The organism is Kitasatospora sp. Root107 (assembly GCF_001424875.1).
Classification (GTDB): Bacteria; Actinomycetota; Actinomycetes; order Streptomycetales; family Streptomycetaceae; genus Kitasatospora.
On record NZ_LMCT01000012.1, the window covers coordinates 552396 to 572690 of the forward strand.

Annotated in this window: 18 protein-coding genes and 1 pseudogene; 11 read left to right on the top strand and 8 right to left on the bottom strand. The window is 71.8% G+C overall.

Translation table 11 applies throughout. The features are described 5' to 3' along the window. Positions 1-28 precede the first annotated feature (28 nt). On the top strand, positions 29-502 hold the full coding sequence (locus ASC99_RS14290) for a carboxymuconolactone decarboxylase family protein (protein ID WP_057231883.1): 474 nt from the start codon (positions 29-31) through the stop codon (positions 500-502). 124 nt (positions 503-626) lie between these two features. Continuing rightward, positions 627-1550 (top strand): RNA polymerase sigma-70 factor, encoded by a 924-nt coding sequence (locus tag ASC99_RS14295; RefSeq protein ID WP_057231885.1) that lies wholly within the window; start codon positions 627-629, stop codon positions 1548-1550. Positions 1551-1575: 25 nt separating this feature from the next. Here the strand turns inward: ASC99_RS14295 and ASC99_RS14300 are convergent, their stop codons facing one another. Beyond that, on the bottom strand, positions 1576-2034 hold the full coding sequence (locus ASC99_RS14300) for a MarR family winged helix-turn-helix transcriptional regulator (RefSeq protein ID WP_235502495.1): 459 nt from the start codon (positions 2032-2034) through the stop codon (positions 1576-1578). A 98-nt stretch (positions 2035-2132) separates the two neighbouring features. Between ASC99_RS14300 and ASC99_RS14305 the strand changes: the two genes are divergently transcribed. After that, complete coding sequence (locus tag ASC99_RS14305; protein WP_057231887.1) at positions 2133-2957, top strand: alpha/beta fold hydrolase; 825 nt, start codon at positions 2133-2135, stop codon at positions 2955-2957. Between the two features lie 11 nt (positions 2958-2968). On the opposite strand, the gene ASC99_RS14310 is transcribed toward ASC99_RS14305, so the two are convergent. The 4 genes from ASC99_RS14310 to ASC99_RS14325 form a co-directional block, all read right to left on the bottom strand. Further along, positions 2969-3667, bottom strand: coding sequence for a hypothetical protein (locus ASC99_RS14310; protein WP_063857077.1), 699 nt, complete (start codon positions 3665-3667; stop codon positions 2969-2971). Between the two features lie 94 nt (positions 3668-3761). Beyond that, entirely contained in the window at positions 3762-4529 is a 768-nt protein-coding gene (locus tag ASC99_RS14315; protein ID WP_057231891.1) for a putative protein N(5)-glutamine methyltransferase, read from the bottom strand. Between the two features lie 169 nt (positions 4530-4698). Then, entirely contained in the window at positions 4699-4896 is a 198-nt protein-coding gene (locus ASC99_RS14320) for a hypothetical protein (RefSeq protein ID WP_057231893.1), read from the bottom strand. Further along, the gene (locus tag ASC99_RS14325) at positions 4896-7979 is read right to left on the bottom strand and encodes a DEAD/DEAH box helicase (protein ID WP_057231895.1); all 3084 of its coding nucleotides are present in this window, start codon (positions 7977-7979) and stop codon (positions 4896-4898) included. Before ASC99_RS14325 ends, ASC99_RS14320 begins: the two co-directional genes overlap by 1 nt. 133 nt (positions 7980-8112) lie before the next feature. Between ASC99_RS14325 and ASC99_RS14330 the strand changes: the two genes are divergently transcribed. Next, complete coding sequence (locus ASC99_RS14330; protein ID WP_057231898.1) at positions 8113-8643, top strand: DinB family protein; 531 nt, start codon at positions 8113-8115, stop codon at positions 8641-8643. A gap of 93 nt (positions 8644-8736) precedes the next feature. Next, positions 8737-9351, top strand: coding sequence for a YceI family protein (locus ASC99_RS14335; RefSeq protein ID WP_057231900.1), 615 nt, complete (start codon positions 8737-8739; stop codon positions 9349-9351). 7 nt (positions 9352-9358) lie between these two features. Here ASC99_RS14335 and ASC99_RS14340 read toward each other — a convergent pair whose 3' ends face one another. Further along, positions 9359-10327, bottom strand: coding sequence for a LysR family transcriptional regulator (locus ASC99_RS14340; RefSeq protein ID WP_057231901.1), 969 nt, complete (start codon positions 10325-10327; stop codon positions 9359-9361). A gap of 125 nt (positions 10328-10452) precedes the next feature. Here ASC99_RS14340 and ASC99_RS14345 point away from each other — a divergent pair, with 125 nt between their 5' ends. After that, positions 10453-11676, top strand: a complete 1224-nt coding sequence (locus tag ASC99_RS14345) for an MFS transporter (protein ID WP_063857078.1) — start codon at positions 10453-10455, stop codon at positions 11674-11676. On the opposite strand, the gene ASC99_RS14350 is transcribed toward ASC99_RS14345, so the two are convergent. Then, a complete protein-coding gene (locus ASC99_RS14350; RefSeq protein WP_057231903.1) occupies positions 11657-12187 on the bottom strand; it encodes an N-acetyltransferase in 531 nt (176 codons plus the stop codon). The two genes, ASC99_RS14345 and ASC99_RS14350, sit on opposite strands and share 20 nt — an antisense overlap. 46 nt (positions 12188-12233) lie before the next feature. Between ASC99_RS14350 and ASC99_RS14355 the strand changes: the two genes are divergently transcribed. After that, complete coding sequence (locus ASC99_RS14355) at positions 12234-13007, top strand: TetR/AcrR family transcriptional regulator (protein WP_235502496.1); 774 nt, start codon at positions 12234-12236, stop codon at positions 13005-13007. 7 nt (positions 13008-13014) lie between these two features. Here ASC99_RS14355 and ASC99_RS14360 read toward each other — a convergent pair whose 3' ends face one another. Beyond that, positions 13015-14283: a GNAT family N-acetyltransferase gene (locus ASC99_RS14360; protein ID WP_057231905.1), complete on the bottom strand. Its 1269-nt coding sequence runs from the start codon at positions 14281-14283 to the stop codon at positions 13015-13017. Between the two features lie 97 nt (positions 14284-14380). Between ASC99_RS14360 and ASC99_RS14365 the strand changes: the two genes are divergently transcribed. From ASC99_RS14365 to ASC99_RS38505, 4 genes and pseudogenes are all read left to right on the top strand, one after another. Further along, a complete protein-coding gene (locus tag ASC99_RS14365; protein ID WP_057231907.1) occupies positions 14381-15910 on the top strand; it encodes a UDP-N-acetylglucosamine 1-carboxyvinyltransferase in 1530 nt (509 codons plus the stop codon). A gap of 92 nt (positions 15911-16002) precedes the next feature. Continuing rightward, positions 16003-17517, top strand: coding sequence for a sigma-70 family RNA polymerase sigma factor (locus ASC99_RS14370; protein WP_057231908.1), 1515 nt, complete (start codon positions 16003-16005; stop codon positions 17515-17517). Between the two features lie 183 nt (positions 17518-17700). After that, the coding region (locus ASC99_RS14375; protein WP_157531546.1) for a non-reducing end alpha-L-arabinofuranosidase family hydrolase at positions 17701-19961 on the top strand (2261 nt) is incomplete at its 3' end. Position 19962: 1 nt separating this feature from the next. Next, a pseudogene (locus tag ASC99_RS38505) lies at positions 19963-20294 on the top strand (non-reducing end alpha-L-arabinofuranosidase family hydrolase); the annotation flags it as partial. Between the last annotated feature and the right edge of the window lies 1 nt (position 20295).

Below are 20295 nucleotides of genomic sequence, written 5' to 3' on the forward strand. Positions count from 1 at the left end.
GGCACCGACCACCACGAGGGAGCACCCCATGGACGCGCGACTGAACTTCTTCGCCAACCCGACCGCGGGCAAGGTCCTCAAGCACGTCATGGCGGCAGGCAAGGTGATCAAGGACTCCCCGCTGCCGGCCGCCACCCAGGAGCTGGTGGCGCTGCGCGTGAGCCAGATCAACGGCTGTGCCGTCTGCATCGACATGCACACCAAGGACGCCACCGCCGCCGGCGAGAGCCAGGTACGGCTGCACCTGGTCGCGGCCTGGCGGGAGGCCACGGTCTTCACCGAGGCCGAGCGGGCCGCGCTGGAGCTGGCGGAGGAGGGGACCCGGGTCGCGGACGCGGCCGGCGGGGTCAGCGACGAGGTGTGGGCGAACGCCGCCAAGCACTACGACGAGGAGCAGCTCGGCGCCCTGGTGATCCACATCTGCTTCATGAACATGGCGAACCGGGTGAACATCATCACCCGGCAGCCGGCGGGCAACTACCAGGTCGGGCAGTTCCACTGATCGGACATCAGTAACCGGCTCGGAGTCCAACGGCGGACTCCGAGCCCCGAACCCGGGGCGTTTACGCTGGCCCGCGGGTGATCCGGATGATCATCGGAAGACAGCTTTTTCAGGGGGATTCGGCATGAGCAAGATCGAGGAGTTCGAGGAGCTGCGGCCGCTGCTGTTCTCGATTGCCTACCGGATTCTGGGCAGCGTGAGCGAGGCCGAGGACGCGGTGCAGGAGACCTGGCTGCGTTTTGACGGTTCGGCAACTGTCCCGACATCGACCAAGGCCTTCCTGTCGGCTGCGGTGACCCGGATCTCGATCGACGTGCTGCGTTCCGCGCGGGTGCGGCGGGAGGCGTACGTCGGGCCGTGGTTCCCCGAGCCGCTGCTGAGCGATCCGTACCAGGACCCGGCGCGTTCGGCGGAGTTGGCCGACTCGGTGTCGATGGCGGCGCTGTTGCTGCTGGAGCGGCTCAGCCCGCTGGAGCGGGCGGTCTTCCTGCTGCGGGAGGTGTTCGGCTTCGGCTTCGACGAGATCGCCACCACGGTGGAGCGGTCCGAGGCGGCCTGCCGGCAGCTGCTGGTACGGGCGCGGCGGCACATGGAGGCCGGGCGGCCCCGGTTCGAGGCGGACCGTCAGGAGCGGCAGGAGCTGGCGACCCGGTTCTTCGACGCCCTCCGCGAGGGCGACGTGCTCGGCCTGCAGGAGCTGCTCGCCGCCGACGTCTCGATGGTCGGCGACGGCGGCGGCAAGACACCCCAGCTGGCCAGGGCCGTGATGGGCACCGAGAACGTGGCCCGACTGCTCGCCGCCGTCTTCCCCCTGCTGGCCCGGATCGACGTGACCTTCGAGCCGCACGAGGTCAACGGACAGCCGGGTGCGATCTTCCGCGACCGGGACGGCAAGGTGCTCCAGGCCCTGACGCTCGAGGTCCTCGACGGCCGGATCCAGGCGATCCGCCTGGTGCTCAACCCCGACAAGCTCGGGCACCTGGGCCCGGTGGCGGACGCCTGGGCGATCCACCGCGCGGTACGGGAGGCCCGCCGGGCGGCGGAGTGACCGGCCCGCAGCCCCGCAGCTCCGTTCAGCGCCGACCGGGCGTCAGATGCCGGGCCAGGACGGCCAGAGCATCAGTGACCTCGCGCAACCGGGCCGGGTCGCTGCCGCCGAGGGTGGCGGCGAGGGCGTCGTCGATGGTCCTCGCGCGGATCTCGGCGACCCGGGGGGACGGTTCGGCGGCGGGGTGGATCAGGGTGCGGCGGCCGTCGGCGGGATCGGCGGCGGTGCTGATCGAGCCGGCTTCCCGGAGACGGGCGACGGCGGTGGAGACCTGACTCTGCGGGAGGCCGGTGCGGGCCACGATCTCGCTGGCGGTGGTGCCCGGATGGGCGGCGATGTCGGTGGCGACGATCAGGACCGCGCGGGTACTGCCCGGCTGACCGTCGGTGCCGCCCGGGGGCTCCGGGATGGCGCTCTCGCCGATCTTCATCAGGGTTCGGCCCAACAGGAAGAGTTCGACGCCGTTCATGAGGACACGGTACATCCAAATTGATCCATCTATATTGATGCATCCATTTGGATGCACTACGGTGAAGGCAAGCGCAACGGACGGACCGTCAGCGCCCGGAGGGGGAATCCACCATGTCCACCGACAGCCTCACCGTCCCCGGCGCGACCCTGCACTACGAGGTGCGCGGCACCGGCCCGGTCCTGCTCGTCTCGCAGAGCGGCGAGGGCGACGCCGACCGCAGCACCGGCCTGGTGGCGGGGCTCACCGATGCGTACACCGTGGTCACCTACGACCGGCGGGGCCTGTCCCGCAGCCGGCTGGACGAGCCCGAGCGCGGCGCGAGCCTGGCCGAGCACGCCGAGGACGTGCACCGGCTGCTGGCCGCCGTCACCGATGCGCCCGCGCTGATGCTCGGGTGCAGCCTCGGCGCCGCGATCGGGCTGCACCTCGCCGCCCGCCACCCGGAGCAGCTGAGCGCGCTGATCGCCCACGAGCCCGTTACGCCGCTCCTGCTGCCGCCTGCCGAACGCACCAAGCACGAGGGGGAGTTGCAAGAACTGCAGCACCACTACCGGCAGCACGGCCTCGGCCCGACCCTGCCCGAGATGGCCCGGGTGCTGGGCATCGACCTCAAGGCGGCGACGGAGCAGGACCTGACGCCGCACCCGATGGACGCCCGCCGGATCGCCAACTTCGACCACTTCATCCGGCACGACTTCAGCGCGATCGTGCACGACACCCTGGAGCCCGACACCCTGCGCACCACCCCCACCCGGATCATCCCGGCCGCCGGGCGCAGCACGCCCCGGAACGTCTTCGACCGCCAGTGTGCGGACGCCCTGGCCGAGTTGGTCGGCGAGCAGGTCCGGGAGTTCCCCGGCGGCCACAACGGCAACCTCTCCCACCCGCGCGCCTACGCCCGCCGCCTGCGCGACCTCCTGGCCGACGTGAGCTGAGTCGACAACGGTCATCTCGGCGGCAGTGCGTCCCACTCGGCCAGGTGCAGGTCGCGCAGGTAGCGCTGGGTCTCGCTCAGCCGGGCCGGGTCCAGACGTCGCAGCCAGGGCAGCAGTTCGGGCGCGGCGGGCATCTCGCCATAGAAGCCCAGTTTCAGACCGGCCGGATGGTCGTGAACCACCCAGGTGTCGATCAGGTCCGTCAGATGCCGGTCGGCGGAGGGTGTGCGAGTGTCGGCACAGGAGTCGAGCCAGGGCTGCAGGACCCCGGTGCTCACCGCCATCAGTTCCAGCACCTCGGCGATCGGCGTCGGGCTCGGGTGCTGATGCAGGGTCAGCTCCAGCAGTGCCTGCCACACTTCGGCCACGGCCGCCCGTTCGGGCAGGGACCACGCCCGCCAGCCGGCCTGGCACATCCGGGTCGCCACCAGCCCGGCGTCCAGGAGGAGTTCGCCCCGGGCGAAGGTCCGGAGAATCCGCGGCAGCAGGCGGCGGTACAGGGCCGGGAAGTCGTCCCAGTGGTCGGGGTTCTTGGCCGCCACGGAGCTGAACAGCCGCTCGGGCAGCTGATCGACCGATCCGGAGAGCCGCCGGAGGTCGTCCTCGCTGTAGCAGTGCAGGCATCCCACGACAGGGACTGGCCGGTCGGGCCCGAGGGCGGTGGTGAGGTCGTCAAGAGCCAGCGTCAAACGTTGCTGAAGGTCCGTCATGGCTGCCTGCCGGGGGACTCCGTCCGGGCGACCGGCGAAGAGCGCGACGCTACCAGGCCGTCCCCCGGTACAGGTGCCCGGGGGACGGCGGCGGTCAGACCCCGAGGGTGCCGATCACGACGGTGGCGTCGTGGTCCTCGGAGGTGTGGGTGGTGGGGGTCAGGCCGTGGGTGGCCATGGCGGCAGCGGTGCCGGGGGCTTGGCGGGTGCTGGTCTCGATCAGCAGGTGGCCGCCAGGGGCGAGCCACTGGGGGGCCTCGGCGATGACGCGGCGTTGGACGGCCAGGCCGTCGGTGCCGCCGTCGAGGGTGAAGTGCGGTTCGTGGTCGCGGGCCTCGGCGGGGAGGTAGGGGATCGCGTCGGTGGGGACGTACGGGGCGTTGGCGACCAGGACGGTGATCCTGCCCCGCAGGGCGGCGGGCAGCGGGGCGTAGAGGTCGCCCTGGTACACCGTGGCGGTGGCCGGGAGGTTGCTGCGGGCGCAGGCGGCGGCGGCCGGGTCGAGGTCGGCGGCGTGGAGTTCCGCCGAGGGCACGGTGGCGGCCAGCACGGCGGCCACGGCGCCCGCGCCGCAGCAGAGGTCGAGGGCGACGCCGTCCGGGCGGAGCAGGGCGGCGGCCGTGACGGCCAGGAACTCGGTGCGGCGGCGCGGCACGAAGACCCCGGCCGTGACGGCGAGCTTCAGGCCGCAGAACTCGGCCCAGCCGAGGACGTGCTCGAGCGGGTGGCCCTCCACCCGGCGGTCGACCATGGCGGCGAGCTGCTGGGGGGTGGTGGCGGTGGCGAGCAGGAGGTCTGCCTCGTCCTCGGCGAAGACACAGCCGGCGGCGCGGAGGGTGGTGACGATGGTGGCGTACGACATGACAGCGGCCTTTCGAGCGGACGAAGGGCGCCCTCGTGGCCTGCCGGTCAGTGCGGCGGGGCGACGGAGGAGAGCACCCGTGCGGGTCGAGCGGTCATGGGTGTCACCTCCGGGGTCGCGTCGTGTACTGCCGAGACCGCACCCTACCAAGCGCAGGGCTGAGCCGGTGTCAGGCACTGCTCCCGTCCTGCTCGGACAGCCGGCGGTAGGTCTCGGCCAGCAGGGTGCCCAGGTCCCGGCCGCCGATCCGGATACCGGCCGGGCCGAGGCCCTCGGTCGGGAAGCCCTCGACCGGGGCCGGTGCGGGCGGGGCGGCGCGCAGGGTGAAGTCGCCGTCCCAGAAGCGGGCGAGTGGGTCGGGTTCCATCAGTCGGCTCCGATCGCTTCGGCGGAGAGGGTGACCAACTCCCGCAGGGTGCTGGGGTCCAGGCCGGTGAGCCACTGCTCCTCGGTGGAGACGGCGGCCTCCGCCAGGGCGCGTTTGGCCTCGATCAGGTCGGCGATCCGTTCCTCGACGGTGCCCACGCAGACCAGGCGGCGGACCTGGACGTCGCGCCGCTGGCCGATCCGGAAGGCCCGGTCGGTGGCCTGGTCCTCGACCGCCGGATTCCACCAGCGGTCCAGGTGGATGACCTGGTTGGCGGCGGTGAGGTTGAGCCCGGTGCCGCCGGCCCGGAGCGAGAGCAGGAACACCCGGGGGCCGCCGGGGGCCTGGAAGCGCGCCACCAGCTCCTCCCGCCGGTGCTTGGGGACGCCGCCGTGCAGGTAGAGCACCTCCTCACCGAGCCGCTCGGTCAGGTGCGGCTGGAGCAGCCGGCCGAACTCGGCGTACTGGGTGAAGACCAGCACCCGGTCGCCCTCCGCCAGCGCCTCGGTGAGCAGTTCCTCCAGCCGGGCGACCTTGCCCGAGCGGTCCCCCAACGGCGAGCGGTCGTGCAGGAGTTGGGCCGGGTGGTTGCAGACCTGCTTGAGCTTGCCGATCGCGGCCAGCACGGTGGCCTTGCGCTCGACGCCCCGGATGCCCTGCTCCCGGTGCAGTACGTCGGCGACCACCGCCTGGTAGAGGCCGGCCTGTTCGGCGGTGAGGTTGCACCAGACGGTGATCTCCTGCTTGGCGGGCAGTTCGGCGGCGATCAGCGGGTCGGTCTTCAGTCGCCGGAGTACGAACGGGCCGCTGAGTCGCCGGAGTCGGGATCCGACGTCCGCGCTGCCGTGCTGCTCGACCGGCACGGCGAACCGCTCCCGGAACGACTCCGTACTGCCGAACAGACCCGGGTTCGCGAAGTCCAGCAGGGCGTGCAACTCGGACAGCCGGTTCTCCACCGGCGTGCCGGTGAGCGCGATCCGGTGCACCGTCACCGGCAGCGAACGCAGCGCCCTGGACTGGGCGGTGGCGGAGTTCTTGACGTACTGCGCCTCGTCGGCGACCACCCGCCGCCAGCTGGTCCCGGCCAGCGCCCGGGCGTCCCGCTGGAGCACCCCGTACGTGGTGATCACCAGGTCGGCGGACGGAATCGACGAGCCCCGCTCACTGCCGTGGTGGACGTGCACCCGGAGCATCGGTGCGAACCGGGCCGCCTCGCGCTGCCAGTTGCCGACCAGCGACATCGGGCAGACCAGCAGGGTGGGGCCGGTCGCGGTGCCCGCGTACTGCTCGGCAGCCAGCAGGGCCAGCGTCTGGACGGTCTTGCCGAGGCCCATGTCGTCGGCCAGCACGCCGCCCAGACCCAGCCGGGCGAGCCCGTGCAGCCAGGCCAACCCCCGTTCCTGGTACGGGCGGAGGGTGGCGCCGAAGTCCGGCGGCAGGGCGGGCGCAGCGGTGTCCTGGGTCCGGCCGGCCAGCAGTTCGCCGAGCGGTCCGGTGGCGGTGACCTCGGTGACCGGGAGACCGGCGACGGTGGCCGCCGGGTCGAGGGCGAGCCGCAGCAGCTCGGCGGTCGGCAGCGAGCCGGAGCCGTGCCGGGCCAGGAAGCCGACGGCCGCGGCGATCTGCCCGGCGTCCACCTCGACCCAGCGGCCGCGCAGCCGGACCAGGCCCTGCTGGGCGGCCCCGAGGTCGGTCAACTCCTGCTGACTGAGCTTGACTTCGCCGATCGCCGCCTGCCAGCGGAAGTCCACCACGGCGTCCCGGTCGACCTGGGCGGCCCGTTCCACCGTGCCGGGCGGTGCGGTCCTGGTGGCGGTCAGGGCGAGACCGAGGGCCGGCCTGCGCTGCCACCAGGCCGGCAACAGAACGCCGAAGCCCGCCTCGGTGAGGGTGGGTGCGGCATTGCGCAGGAAGTCGAGCGCCCCGGCCCGGTCGAGCTTCAACCCGGTCGGGCGTCGGCCTGGGCGCAGTTCGGGCCGACGGAGGGCGGCCCGGTCCAGTTCGGCCAGGTAGCTCTCCACCGGGTCGGCGAGCTGCCGGGCCAGTGCGGCGAACGCCGGTCCGCCGTCCAGGAGTTCGGCGGCCGGGATCAGCAGCGAGGGCTGTTCGACCACCTGGATCAGGAAGTCGAGCCGCCAGTCGTCGTCGGACGGCCGCCCTTCGGGGTTGTCGTCGGCGGGCCCGAGCGGTTCGGAGAGCCGGAAGCAGAGCCGGACCGGGCTGTCCGCCGGGGGCGAGCCCGCCAGCCAGACCGCCAACTGCTCACGCAGCTCGGCCAGTTCGGCCTCAGGCGCCTGGAACCGCCCGTCGGCGCGGTGCAGCGCGGCCCACCAGGCCGCCGACGCACCGTCAGGAACCGGCGCCACCACCCCGTCCAGCGCGGTCCTGATCTCTTGGTCGACGAAGCGGTCGAGCAGTTCGGCGACCAGCTCGGCAGCCCCGGTCCGGCCCTCCGCCAGCACGGCCGGCGGGCAGCCCCGGACCAGCGCGTCCGCTTCCCGCCGGTCAGCCCGCTCCGGGGCGGGCTGCCAGTGGGCGTACGGGGCGCCGTCCCGCTCCCACACCACCGGCAGCGCCCGGCCCCGGCCCCCCAACCGCCAGGCCAGATCGTGGACAGCGGTCAGCCAGCGCAGCGAGGCGCCGTACGCGAGCTCCACCGACCCTTCGGTGCCCGGGAGTTCGAGGCTGGCGCCGGACCAGTACGGGTCGAAGAGCTCGCCGAGCAGCTGGGCCGCCTCGGGCTGCGGAAAGAGCAGTACCGGTACCCGCCAGGCGGTCAGCGAGACGCCCCTGCCGGTGGCGCCGATCGGCAGCTGCGGCGAGGGGGTGGGGGCGCCGCTCAGGCTGGGCAGCCGCAGGGTGCTCCACCGTTCGGGCGCCTGTTCGGCGAGCCAGCCGGGGCCGGGGCCGAGGGCGGCGAGCAGCCGGGCCACCTCGGCGGCCGGAGCCGCGAACGGGTGCGCGGTGGCGGCCACCGGCGCGGTGGCCGGGCGGTGCAGGCGGGCCGCCGTGTAGGCGCGGGCGTCCTCGGCCCAGAGCGCCAGCCGCCCGTCGGCCCGCCAGAGCGCGTGCAGGGCGTACATCGACGGGCCTCCCGGGACGGCAGCAGGCTCTCACCCTAGCCTGGGCCATAGCGGACATGTTCTGACCTAGTTCTCTTCTACCTTTGGTCGTACCGAAGCGGGGGCAGACCCGCCTGACGAAAAGGTGATCGACATGGTGGTTCTGGTGGCGGCGGAGAGCAACGAGCGCGAGAGTCTGCTGGCCTTCCTGGAGGCGCACCGGGGCGCGGTGCGCCGCTCGGTGCACGGCCTCACGGAGGAGCAGGCGCGGGCCACCCCGAGCGCGAGCAGCCTGTCGCTGGGCGGCCTGCTCAAGCACGTGGCTACCTGCGAGCAGCACTGGATCGAGGGCACCCTGATGGGCCGTGAGCTGACGCAGCAGCCCTGGGCGGACCAGCACCGGCTGCTCGACGGCGAGACCGTGGCCGACTGGCTGAAGCAGTACGAGGAGGTGGCCGACGAGACCGAGCGGATCATCCGGTCGCTGCCGGACCTGGAGGTGGACGCGGCCCTGCCGGAGGCGCCCTGGTTCCCGCCGAACAGCCGCCGGACGGCCCGCTGGATCCTCACCCACCTGTGCACCGAGGTGGCCCGGCACGCCGGCCACGCGGACATCATCCGGGAGACCCTGGACGGCCGCACCGCCCTGGAGCTGGTCGCGGCGGTCAAGCAGGACACAGCCTGAGCCTTGGTTGAACATTGAACGAAATGGGGTTATGGTGGTGGCACGCCAACAAGTTGAAGCCTAAACAAATGGCTTCCGACCCGAGGAGAAGCCATGGGCATCTTCAACCGCAACAGCAAGGCCGCCACCACCAGCACCGCCGTCGCCGAGACCCCCGCCGGCCCCGACCTGGCGCACCTGACCGGCGACTACACGGTCGACGCCTCGCACAGCGCGATAGGCTTCGCGGTCCGCCACGCGATGGTGACCAACGTGCGCGGCGTGTTCGCCGAGCACGACGGCCTGCTGCACCTGGACGGCAGCCACCCGGAGAACTCCACCGCCGCGCTGACCATCAAGGTCGCCAGCATCGACACCAGCAACACCCAGCGCGACGAGCACCTGCGCACCGGCGACTTCTTCGAGGCCGAGACCTTCCCGGAGATCACCTTCCGCTCCACCTCGGCCGAGCGGGTGCGCGACGACTCGTACCGGATGACCGGTGACCTCACCATCAAGGGCACCACCGGCCAGGTGGTCCTCGACCTGGAGTACACCGGCAGCGCGACGGACGTCTACGGCGCCCAGCGGGTCGGCTTCGAGGGCAGCACCACCGTCGACCGCACCGCCTGGGGCCTGACGTACAACGCCGCGCTGGAGACCGGCGGCGTGCTGATCGGCGAGAAGGTGAAGCTCAACTTCGACATCTCCGCCGTGAAGAGCGTCTGACCCCTCCTCACGAAGTCAGCAGCGCGGCATCCTCGGCGGGCAGCCAGCTCACCGGCGGACGCCGCAACCACCCCTCGCGCGAGCCGAGTTCGGCCGTCGCCTCGCGCAACGCGGTGAATCCCGGATGACGCAGCTCCGGGCGGTGCACCAGGCTCACCAGGCTGAGCGGCACCGGATCGACCAGCGGACGGGTGACGGCCCCGGGTATCCCGGGGCCGCCGGTCGTGGTCAGCATCGCCTCACCGTGCCGGGCCAGATAGTGCCCGACCTCCTCCACCCCGACCGGCGGGCTGTGCGGGGCCGCCGCGAGCAGACCGTGCGCGCCCAGCAACTGCCGGCCGAGCTCGGTCCACTCGGTGGTCGCCGGATTCCCCGCGCAGATGTCCACCGGGTGCCCTGCCAGCGCACTCAACGGCACCTCGGACAGCGCGGCCAGCGGGTGGCGTCGCGGCAGGAAGACCGCCATCGCCTCGAACCGCACCGGCAACTGCGCCAGTTGGGACCGCAGACCGTCCGGCAGACCGGCGAACCGGCCGAACGAGACGTCCAGCCGATGGGCCGTCAGCTCCGCCGCCGCAGCGGCCAGCCCGCCGTGGAACCGGGCCAGCAGCTCCAGCTCGGGACGGGCCGCCCGGGCCGCCGCGAGCAGCCGGACGGCGGTCAGGTCGTCCCCGGTGACGTCGTTGTTCAGGTCCACCAGCAGCGGCCGGTGACCGGCCTGCTCGGCCAGCAGTTCGTCGTGCAGCGCCAGCAGCCGACGGACCTTCGGCAGCAGCCGCTCCCCCTCCGGCGTGAGCCGCACACTGCGGGTGCTCCGGTCGAACAGCCGCAGCCCGAGCGTCTGCTCCAGCGTGCGGACGTCCCGGCTGAGCGCCTGCTGCGCCACGTGCAGCCGCTCGGCGGCCCGGCCGAAGTGCAGGGTCTCGGCGGTCGCGGCGAAGCCGCGCAGCAGACGCGGATGCAGGTCACGGGGCATCCCCGCACCCTAGACCCTCGGCCATTGACAACAGAACTGCGTCAATCGCCCCGAACAGGTGTTGGACCGGACCGGCTGAGCGCCGGGAGGCTGGGCGCACACCCCGTGCCCACCCCAGGAGTTCCGTGTTCGCCTCGTACCGCCGCCTGTTCGCCGCCCCCGGCGCGCTCGCCTTCACGCTGACCGGGCTGTTCGCCCGGCTGTCCTTCGCGATGACCGGGGTCAGCACCGTGGTGCTGATCGCCACCCGCCGCGACTCGTACGCGCTGGCCGGGGCGGTCTCGGCCACCGGTGTGGTGGCGATCGCGGTCGGGCTGCCGCTGATCGGGCGGCTGGTGGACCGGTACGGACAGGCCAGGGTCTCGGTCGGCGCCGTGCTGCTGGCGGCCTGGCCGACGGCCGGGCTGCTGCTCTGCGCGCACTTCGGCGCGCCCGCCTGGACGCTCTTCGTCTGCTGCGCCACCTCCTCGGTGCTCCCCAGCCTGGGCGGGATGACCCGGGCCCGCTGGGCGCACCTGCACCGGGACGACCCGGCGGCCCGGCACGCCGCCAACTCCCTCGAACAGGCACTGGACGAGCTCTGCTTCATGGGCGGTCCGGTGTTCGCCATGCTGCTCTGCACCTCGCTCTTCCCGGAGGCCGGGCTGCTGGCCGGCGCGGTGCTCGGCTCGGCCGGGCTGCTGCTGTTCGCCGCCCAGCGCCGGACCGAACCGCCGGTGCAGCCACCGGCGGCCGGTCCCGAACGCGGTGCGCTGCGGGACGGCGGGCTGCGGGTCCTGGTGCTGGTCTTCGCCGCGACCGGGGTGGTGTTCGGCTCGATGGAGGTCACCACCATCGCGTACGCCGACGCGCTCGGCCAGAAGCCGTTGGCCGGTGGGCTGTTGGCGCTGGTGGCGGCCGGGTCCTGCGTCTCCGGGCTGGTCCTCGGGCTGGTCCGGGGCCGGGTCGGCACCACCGGGCGGCTGCTGCTCGGGGTGGCGGCGATGACCGTCCTGCTGCTGCTCCCGCTGGCCGCCGGGGTCTCCGGGGCGGGGCTCGGGCTGCTCGGGGCGGCGCTGTTCGTGGCCGGTTCGGGGACCGCGCCGACCATGGTCGCCGGGATGACGATGGTTCAGGAAGTGCTGCCCGAACGGCAGTTGAACGAGGGCATGGGCGTCGCCGTGGCGGGCATCCTGGTCGGCATCTCCACCGGGGCGGCGCTCGGCGGGGTGGTCGCCCAGCAGGCCGCCCCCGGCACCGGCTTCCTGGTGCCGGCCGGGGCCGCCGGGGTGGCCCTGCTGACCGCGCTGGCCGGGCGCCGCCGTCTGCGCGTCCGCCCCGCACCGCAGGTCAGCGCGCTGGCGGCATGACCGGGATCGCAGCCGGGAAGCTGTACTCGTACTCGGGCAGCGGATACCCGCCGGGGAACCAGCCGATCCGGTCGTCGGTGCGCACCCCGCCCGCGCGCTCGTAGAAGGCGATCGCCCGGGTGTTGGCCTGCAGCACCTCCAGGTAGAGGACGCGGTCGGGGCAGTTCGCCCGGCACTCGGCCAGCAGCCGGGCACCGATCCCGCCGCCGGTCAGGCCGGGGCGGACGTGCAGGTTGTCCAGCAGCACCCGGCCGTCCGGCTGCGGGACCAGGTACGCGAAGCCGTCCAGCTCTCCCCCGCGCCCGGCGAGCAGCAGCAGCGGCGTGTTGGCGGGCTCCCCGTAGTCGACGCTCAGCCGCAGCTCCCAGAGCTCGCGGCGCTCCTCGGCCAGGCCGTCGCCGAGCGCCTCGGCCGGGACCATGCCGGTGTACGCGGACAGCCAGCTCGCGCTGTGCAGGGCGGCGACCGCCGGAGCGTCGGCGGCGGTGCCCGGTCGGATCTCGTGGTGCATGGCTCCGAGCCTGTCACACCGGGTCGCCAAGGTAGGCTCCACAGGCGTGGAGCAGCCCAACGATGTCACGGACCCGGTACCGAACCCGAGCGAGCCCGGCAACGCGGAGCTGCCGGGTGGTCGGGCCAGACCGAAGACCGACAAGAGCGAGCAGACCCGGGCCCTGATCCTGGACACCGCGATGCGGCTGTTCCGGGAGCGCGGGTACGACAAGACCACCATGCGGGCGATCGCCGCCGAGGCCGGGGTCTCGGTCGGCAACGCCTACTACTACTTCGAGTCGAAGGAATTCCTGATCCAGGGTTTCTACGACCTGATGACGCACGATCACGCCCGGGACGCCCGGGCCAGGATGGCCGGGCACACCGAGTTCGCGGACCGGCTGGAGATCGCGCTGGTCTCCTGGCTGGACTGTGCGGCGGACTACCACTCCTTCGCCTCGCAGTTCTTCCGCACCGCCGCGGACCCGAACAGCTCGCTCAGCCCGTTCTCGAACGAGTCGCACCCGGCCCGGGCCACGGCGGTCGAGCTGTTCCGCGAGGTGCTGGCCGGCTCCGACCTGAGCAGCAAGCTGGACGCCGAGCTGGTCGAGCTGCTGCCCGACCTGCTCTGGCTGCACCTGATGGTGGTCGTCCTGTACTGGGTCTTCGACCGCACTCCGGACACCGAGCGGACCAGGGAGTTCGTCCGCCGCTCGACCCCGATGGCGGCCCGGATCCTGACCCTCTCCCGCTACCGGGTGTTCCGGCCGATCGTCCGGGACGCCAAGGGCCTGATCCAGGACTTCATCCTGCCGACCATCGGGCGGACGAAGTCCTGACCACCCGTCAGAAACTGTCCGGGTTCCAGGCTCGCAGCGGCGTACGGAGCAGCAGGTCGGCCTCGGCCGCCGCGCCCGGGCGGAGCTCGGTGACCAGGCCGCCCGCGACCAACCGGGGCAGGGTCTCGGCGCCCAGGTAGAGGCTGCCCAACTGGCTTGCGCCGAGCGCCAGGTCGGCCAGGTCCTCGGTGCGGGCGCAGCTGCCGGTGCCGTCCGGGGCCACCTCGAGGGCCCAGCGGCCCTCGGTCCAGCCGTCCCGGTCGGTGACCTCCAGGACCGTCCGGCCGGGTGCGCCGTAGCGGCGGGCGGCGAAGGCGGCAGAAGCATCCATCACCCGGAGCCAGGTGAAGTCGGCGTTCTCCCGGCCCGGCCTGGCCATCCGGGGGTCGTTCAGCCAGAGCGGCAGCGGGTCGTCCGGGGCGAGGTTCTCGATGTCGACGGTGCGGACCCAGTCCACCGAGAAGGCCAGCCGCCAGAGCGCCACCGCGGTCGGGGCGTCCAGGGCGAGGAAGTCGCTCACGGTGAGGGTGCAGTTGGGGATCGGGCCGTCCCACTTGTCGTCCACCCGGTAGACGATCAGGCCGGTCACGGTGCCGCTCGCGTCGCGGTGCAGGGCGGCGAACGGCTCCTTCCACTCGTGGCCCGGCAGCGTCACCTCCCCGGTGGCCAGCCGCCACCAGACCGGCTTGCGGGTGATCGCGCCGGGCTGGCTGCGCCGCCAGCGTTCGTGCAGCTCGGGCCCCAGCTCGCGGAGTTCGGCCATGGTGGCGAAGTCGATCCGGCCACCTGGGCTCTCCGGCAGGTCGGCGCGCAGGCCGCCGGACTCCTGGACGTCGATCCGCAGACCGCCGTTGACGGTGGCCGGGCCGAAGCCGAACCGGCCGTAGATGTTGTACTCGGCCGCGATCAGGATCGCCACGGGGCAGCCGCGCCGGTGCGCGTCCGCCAGGTCGGTGGCCATCATCCGGCTGAGCAGGCCGCGTCGGCGGTGGGTGGAGTTAACCGTCACACCGGTGATCGCGTCGGCCCGGACGGTGCCGCCGCCCGGGACGGTCAGCTCGGCGTCGAAGCTGCGGAAGGTGGCCACGCAGCGGGTCGGGTCGAACGGGTCGAAGGCGCCCTGGAAGCGGTCCGGCTCGAACTGGAGCCGGCGGTACTCGACCCCGTCCCCGGCCTGCGGTCGGAGGAACCCACGGGCCAGCGCCCGGCCCCAGGCCGGAAGCTCGTCCTCCGCGATGTACCGGATGTCCGTGGTGCCGCTTCGCTCGTTGCCCATCCCGTCACGGTACGACGCCCCGTCAGGAGCGGCATCCGGTTTTTTCGGCACCCCTCCCAGGCTTCCCTCATCTCACATATGAGATATCGTCTGCCCGATGAGCGACGACTACCTCAAGCGCATCGGCGGTCTCATCCGCACCGCCCGCGAGCACAAGGGCAAGACCCAGGGCCAGCTCGCGGCAGCCCTCGGCACCAGCCAGAGCGCGGTCAACCGGATGGAGAAGGGCCAGCAGAACCTCACGCTGGAGATGGTCGCCCGGATCGGCGAGGCGCTGGACAGCGAGATCGTCTCGCTCGGCTACGCCGGCCCGATGCACCTGCGGGTCGACGGCGGGCGGCAGTTGAGCGGCGCGATCGACGTCCGCACCAGCAAGAACGCCGGTGTCGCACTGCTCTGCGCCTCGCTGCTCACCACCGGCCGCACCACGCTGCGCCAGGTGGCCAGGATCGAGGAGGTGTACCGGATCCTCGAGGTGCTCGCCAGTATCGGCGTCAAGGCCCGCTGGACCAACGACGGCCGCGACCTCGAACTCACCCCGCCCGCCCGGCTCGACCTGGACTCGATGGACGAGGCCGCCGCCAAGCGGACCCGCAGCGTGCTGATGCTGCTCGGGCCGCTGATGCACCGGGCCGAGCAGTTCGGGATCCCGTACGCGGGCGGCTGCGACCTCGGCACCCGGACGGTGCAGCCGCACCTGGCCGCGCTACGGCAGTTCGGCCTGGAGGTGGCCGCCACCGACGGCAGCTACCACGCCCGGGTCGAGGCCGGGGTCTCGCCGGGGCGGCCGATCGTGCTGACCGAGCGCGGCGACACCGTGACCGAGAACGCGCTGATGGCCGCCGCCCGGCACGACGGCGTGACCGTGATCCGCAACGCCAGCCCGAACTACATGGTCCAGGACCTGTGCTTCTTCCTCGAGCAGCTCGGCGTGAAGATCGAGGGCATCGGCACCACCACGCTCACCGTGCACGGGCTCGCCGATATCACCTGTGACGTGGACTACGCCCCGGCCGAGGACCCGGTCGAGGCGATGAGCCTGCTCGCCGCCGCCGTGGTGACCTCCTCCGAACTGACCATCCGCCGGGTGCCGATCGAGTTCCTGGAGATCGAGCTCGCGGTGCTGGAGGGCATGGGCCTGGACCACGACCGCACCCCGGAGTACCCGGCCCGCAACGGCCGCACCCGCCTCGTCGACCTGACGGTCCGTCCGTCCAAGCTGACCGCGCCGATCGACCGAATCCACCCGATGCCGTTCCCCGGCATCAACATCGACAACGTCCCGTTCTTCGCCGTGATCGCCGCCGCCGCGCACGGCACCACCCAGATCAACGACTGGGTCTACGACAACCGCGCCATCTACCTGACCGACCTCACCCGGCTCGGCGCCCAGGTCACCCTGCTCGACCCGCACCGCGTGATGGTCCAGGGCCCGACCCGCTGGCGGGCCGCCGAGACCGTCTGCCCGCCGGCCCTGCGCCCCGCCGTGGTGATGCTGCTCGGCATGCTGGCCGCCGAGGGCACCTCGGTGCTGCGCAACGTCTACGTGATCAACCGCGGCTACGAGGACCTGGCCGAACGCCTCAACTCGATCGGCGCCAACATCGAGACCTTCCGGGACATCTGACCGACCGCTGTACGCCGCCTTTGGCCGCACACCTTTGCCGACGCTAAGGTGTGCCGCCTACTCGGTGGATCACTCCCCTGAGGGAGGTGGGGATGGGGCTCATGGATGCGGACCACGCGGGGCTGGTCGTCGCGGCGCAGGCCGGTGACGATCGGGCGCGCGAGGAACTGATCGCCGCGTACCTGCCGTTGCTCTACAACATCGTCGGGCGAGCGCTGAGCGGACATGCCGACGTCGACGACGTCGTCCAGGAGACCCTGCTGCGCGTGGTGCGCGACCTGCCCGCCCTGCGTGCCCCGGAGAGCTTCCGGTCCTGGCTGGTCTCGATCACGCTCCGCCAGATCAACACCCACTGGCACCGGCAACGCACCTTCGCCGACCGGACCACGGTCATCGACGAGGCGCGCGAGATACCGGACGCCCGCGCCGAACCCGCGGACGTGACGGTCCTGCGTCTGCACGTGTCGGACGAGCGCCGTCAGGTCGTCGAAGCCGGCCGGTGGCTCGACCCGGACCATCAGGTGCTGATGTCGCTCTGGTTGCAGGAGTGCGCCGGCTCGCTGAGCCGTGACGACATCGCCGCCGCGACCGGGCTCACCGCCGCCCACGTGGGGGTACGCCTGCAACGCATGCGCGAGCAGCTGGAACTCAGCCGGACGATCGCCGCCGCGCTGAAGGCCGACCCGCGCTGTCCGCAGTTGGACGAGACCGTCGTGGGCTGGGACGGTCTCCGGGCGTCGGTGTGGCGCAAGCGGATCGCGCGGCACACCCGGGACTGCCCGCTCTGCCTGGCGACCACGCCGGAACGGGTTCCGGTCGAACGACTGCTCCTCACCCTCACGCCACTGGCGGTCCCGGCCGGACTCATCACCGCGCTGGCCGCCAAGGGCCTGCTGTCGGGTACGGCCGCGAACGCCACCGGGCTGGCCTCCGCACACGTCGCCGCCGGCACGGCGACGGCGGGAGGCGGCCTGCACGGCTCGCTGATCGGCAAACTCCACGCGGTGACCGCTCATCCGCTGGTCAGCCTCGCCACCGGTGCGGTGCTCGTCGCCGGGACCGCCACCTACGCGACCTGGCCCGAACCAGCGCATCGGGCGCCCGACGTCATCGCCGCTCCCACGGTCGGCGATCCCGCGCCGAGTCCGTCCGCCGTCGCGAGCACTGTTCCGCTGGGCGCACAGTCGCTGGAGTCCGTGGACGCCCCCGCCCAGTACCTCACGTACGCCGGCGACTTCGCGACGCTCGGACCGGTCTCCGCGTCCAGCAGCGCACAGGCCAGGCAGCGGGTCACCTTCACGGTCATCGGGGGGCTGGCCGACCCACGGTGCGTCACCTTCCGTGCCGCCGACGGGCGTTATCTGCGCCACCGTGAACTGCGGCTACGGCTGAGCGGCGACGACGGCAGCGAACTGTTCCGCGAGGACGCCACCTTCTGTCCCACACCCGGGGCGGTAGCCGCGTCGGTCACGCTGCACGCGCACAACTATCCCGGCTCGGTCCTCCGCCACCGCGACGGCGGCATCTGGCTCGACGGTTCCAACGGCACTCCGGCCTTCGCCGGCCAGGCCTCCTTCATCGTCCGCAGGGCGCAGGGCGCGGCATAACGCTTTCTGCCTGCGAGATGCATCACCGGGCAATCGTCCGGGCGGCGCCACTTTTCTGTTACGAGACCGCGGTTTCGGGGGCCTCCACTTCTGGAGTGCTCTTCCCGCCACTCACCATGACGTTCCGGTGTGGCGGGTTCCCGAGTTCCCCGTTGACGTATTCCCTGGAAGAAAGCCGCTCCCATGACGCGACACACCCACGAACCCCGGGCGAAGGGCCTGCACCGGCTCGGCCGGCGTCGCCGAAACCTGACGATAGGACTGTCGGCCGTGACGCTGGTGGCCGGTGTCGTGACGCTCCTTCCCAGCGCCGCCGGAGCCGCAGCCCTGAGTGCGCAGGCCGCCCCCTCGGGCAGGTACTTCGGCACCGCGGTGGCGGCCGGCAGGCTCGGTGACTCGGCGTACGCCGCGATCTCGGACCGGGAGTTCAACATGATCACCCCGGAGAACGAGATGAAGTGGGACGCCATCGAACCGTCCCGCGGCAACTTCAACTTCGGTCCCGCCGACCAGATCGTCGACCGGGCCCTGGCACACGGCCAGCGCATGCGCGGCCACACCACGGTCTGGCACTCGCAGCTCCCGTCCTGGGTCAGCTCCATCGGCGACGCGAACACGCTGCGCAGTGTGATGAACAATCACATCACCACCGAGATGACCCACTACAAGGGCAAGATCTACGCCTGGGACGTGGTCAACGAGGCGTTCGCCGACGGCGGCAGCGGCCAGCACCGCAGCTCGGTGTTCCAGAACGTGCTGGGCAACGGCTTCATCGAGGAGGCGTTCCGCACCGCGCGGTCGGCCGACCCGGTGGCCAAGCTCTGCTACAACGACTACAACATCGAGAACTGGTCGGACGCCAAGACGCAGGGCGTCTACAGCATGGTCAAGGACTTCAAGTCCCGTGGCGTGCCGATCGACTGCGTCGGGTTCCAGAGCCACTTCGGCACCGGCGGCCCGCCGTCCAACTTCCAGACCACCCTGTCGAGCTTCGCCGCCCTGGGCGTCGACGTCCAGCTCACCGAGCTGGACATCGCCCAGGCGTCGTCCACCAACTACACCAACGCGGTCAACGCCTGCCTGTCCGTGGCCCGGTGCACCGGCATCACGGTCTGGGGCATCCGCGACAAGGACTCCTGGCGCAGCGGCGAGAGCCCCCTGCTGTTCGACAACAGCGGCAACCCCAAGGCCGCCTACACCGCCGTCATGAACGCCCTGAAGGCCGCTCCCGGTACCAACCCCGGCGGGACGACCGGCGGGACCGGTACGGGTAACGGAACCGGTGAGATCAAGGGCGCCGCCTCCGGCCGTTGTATCGACATCAACGGCTTCACCACCGCCAACGGCACCCAGGCTCAGCTGTGGGACTGCAACGGACAGACCAACCAGCGCTGGACCTACACCCCCGGCAAGCAGCTGAAGATCTACGGCAAGAAGTGCCTGGAGGCCAAGGGCACCGGCAACAGCACCGCGGTGGTCATCGGGGACTGCAACAGCGGCGCCGGCCAGCAGTGGAACCTCAACGCCGACGGCACGATCGCCGGCGTCCAGTCCGGGCTGTGCCTCGACGCCGTCGGCGCGGCCACCGGCAACGGCACCAAGATCCAGCTGTACTCCTGCTGGACCGGCAGCAACCAGAAGTGGACCGGCCTGTCCGGGACGCCGACCCCGTCGCCCACGCCGACGGGCGCCACCTGCGCCCTTCCCTCCACCTACCGCTGGTCTTCGACCGGCGCGCTGGCGCAGCCGGCGAACGGCTGGAAGTCGGTGAAGGACTTCACCAACGTGGTGTACAACGGCAAGCACCTGGTCTACGCGTCCGACGTGTCGGGTTCGTCGTACGGTTCGATGGCGTTCAGCCCGTTCACCAACTGGTCCGACATGGCGTCGGCCGGGCAGGTCGGGATGAACCAGTCCACCGTGGCGCCCACGCTGTTCTACTTCGCGCCCAAGAACCTCTGGGTGCTGGCCTACCAGTGGGGTGCGTGGCCGTTCATCTACCGSACCTCCAGCGACCCGACCAACCCCAACGGCTGGTCCGCGCCTCAGCCGCTGTTCACCGGCAGCCTCCCGGGCGGCGCCGCCCCGATCGACCAGACCCTGATYGCCGACGGCCAGAACATGTACCTGTTCTTCGCCGGTGACAACGGCAGCATCTACMGGGCGAGCATGCCGATCGGGAACTTCCCCGGCAACTTCGGCTCCTCGTACACCACCGTCATGAGCGACACGGTGAAGAACCTGTTCGAGGCACCGCAGGTCTACAAGGTCAAGGACCAGAACCAGTACCTCATGATCGTCGAGGCCCGGGGTGCCAACGAGCAGCGCTACTTCCGCTCCTTCACCGCCACCAGCCTCAACGGCAACTGGACCCCGCAGGCCGCCACCGAAGCCAACCCCTTCGCCGGCAAGGCCAACAGCGGCGCCACCTGGACCAACGACATNTACACCACCGTCATGAGCGACACGGTGAAGAACCTGTTCGAGGCACCGCAGGTCTACAAGGTCAAGGACCAGAACCAGTACCTCATGATCGTCGAGGCCCGGGGTGCCAACGAGCAGCGCTTCTTCCGCTCCTTCACGGCCACCAGCCTCAACGGCAACTGGACCCCGCAGGCCGCCACCGAAGCCAACCCCTTCGCCGGCAAGGCCAACAGCGGCGCCACCTGGACCAACGACATCAGCCACGGCGACCTGGTCCGCAACAACCCCGACCAGACCATGACCATCGACCCCTGCAACCTCCAACTCCTCTACCAGGGCAAGTCCCCCACCGCN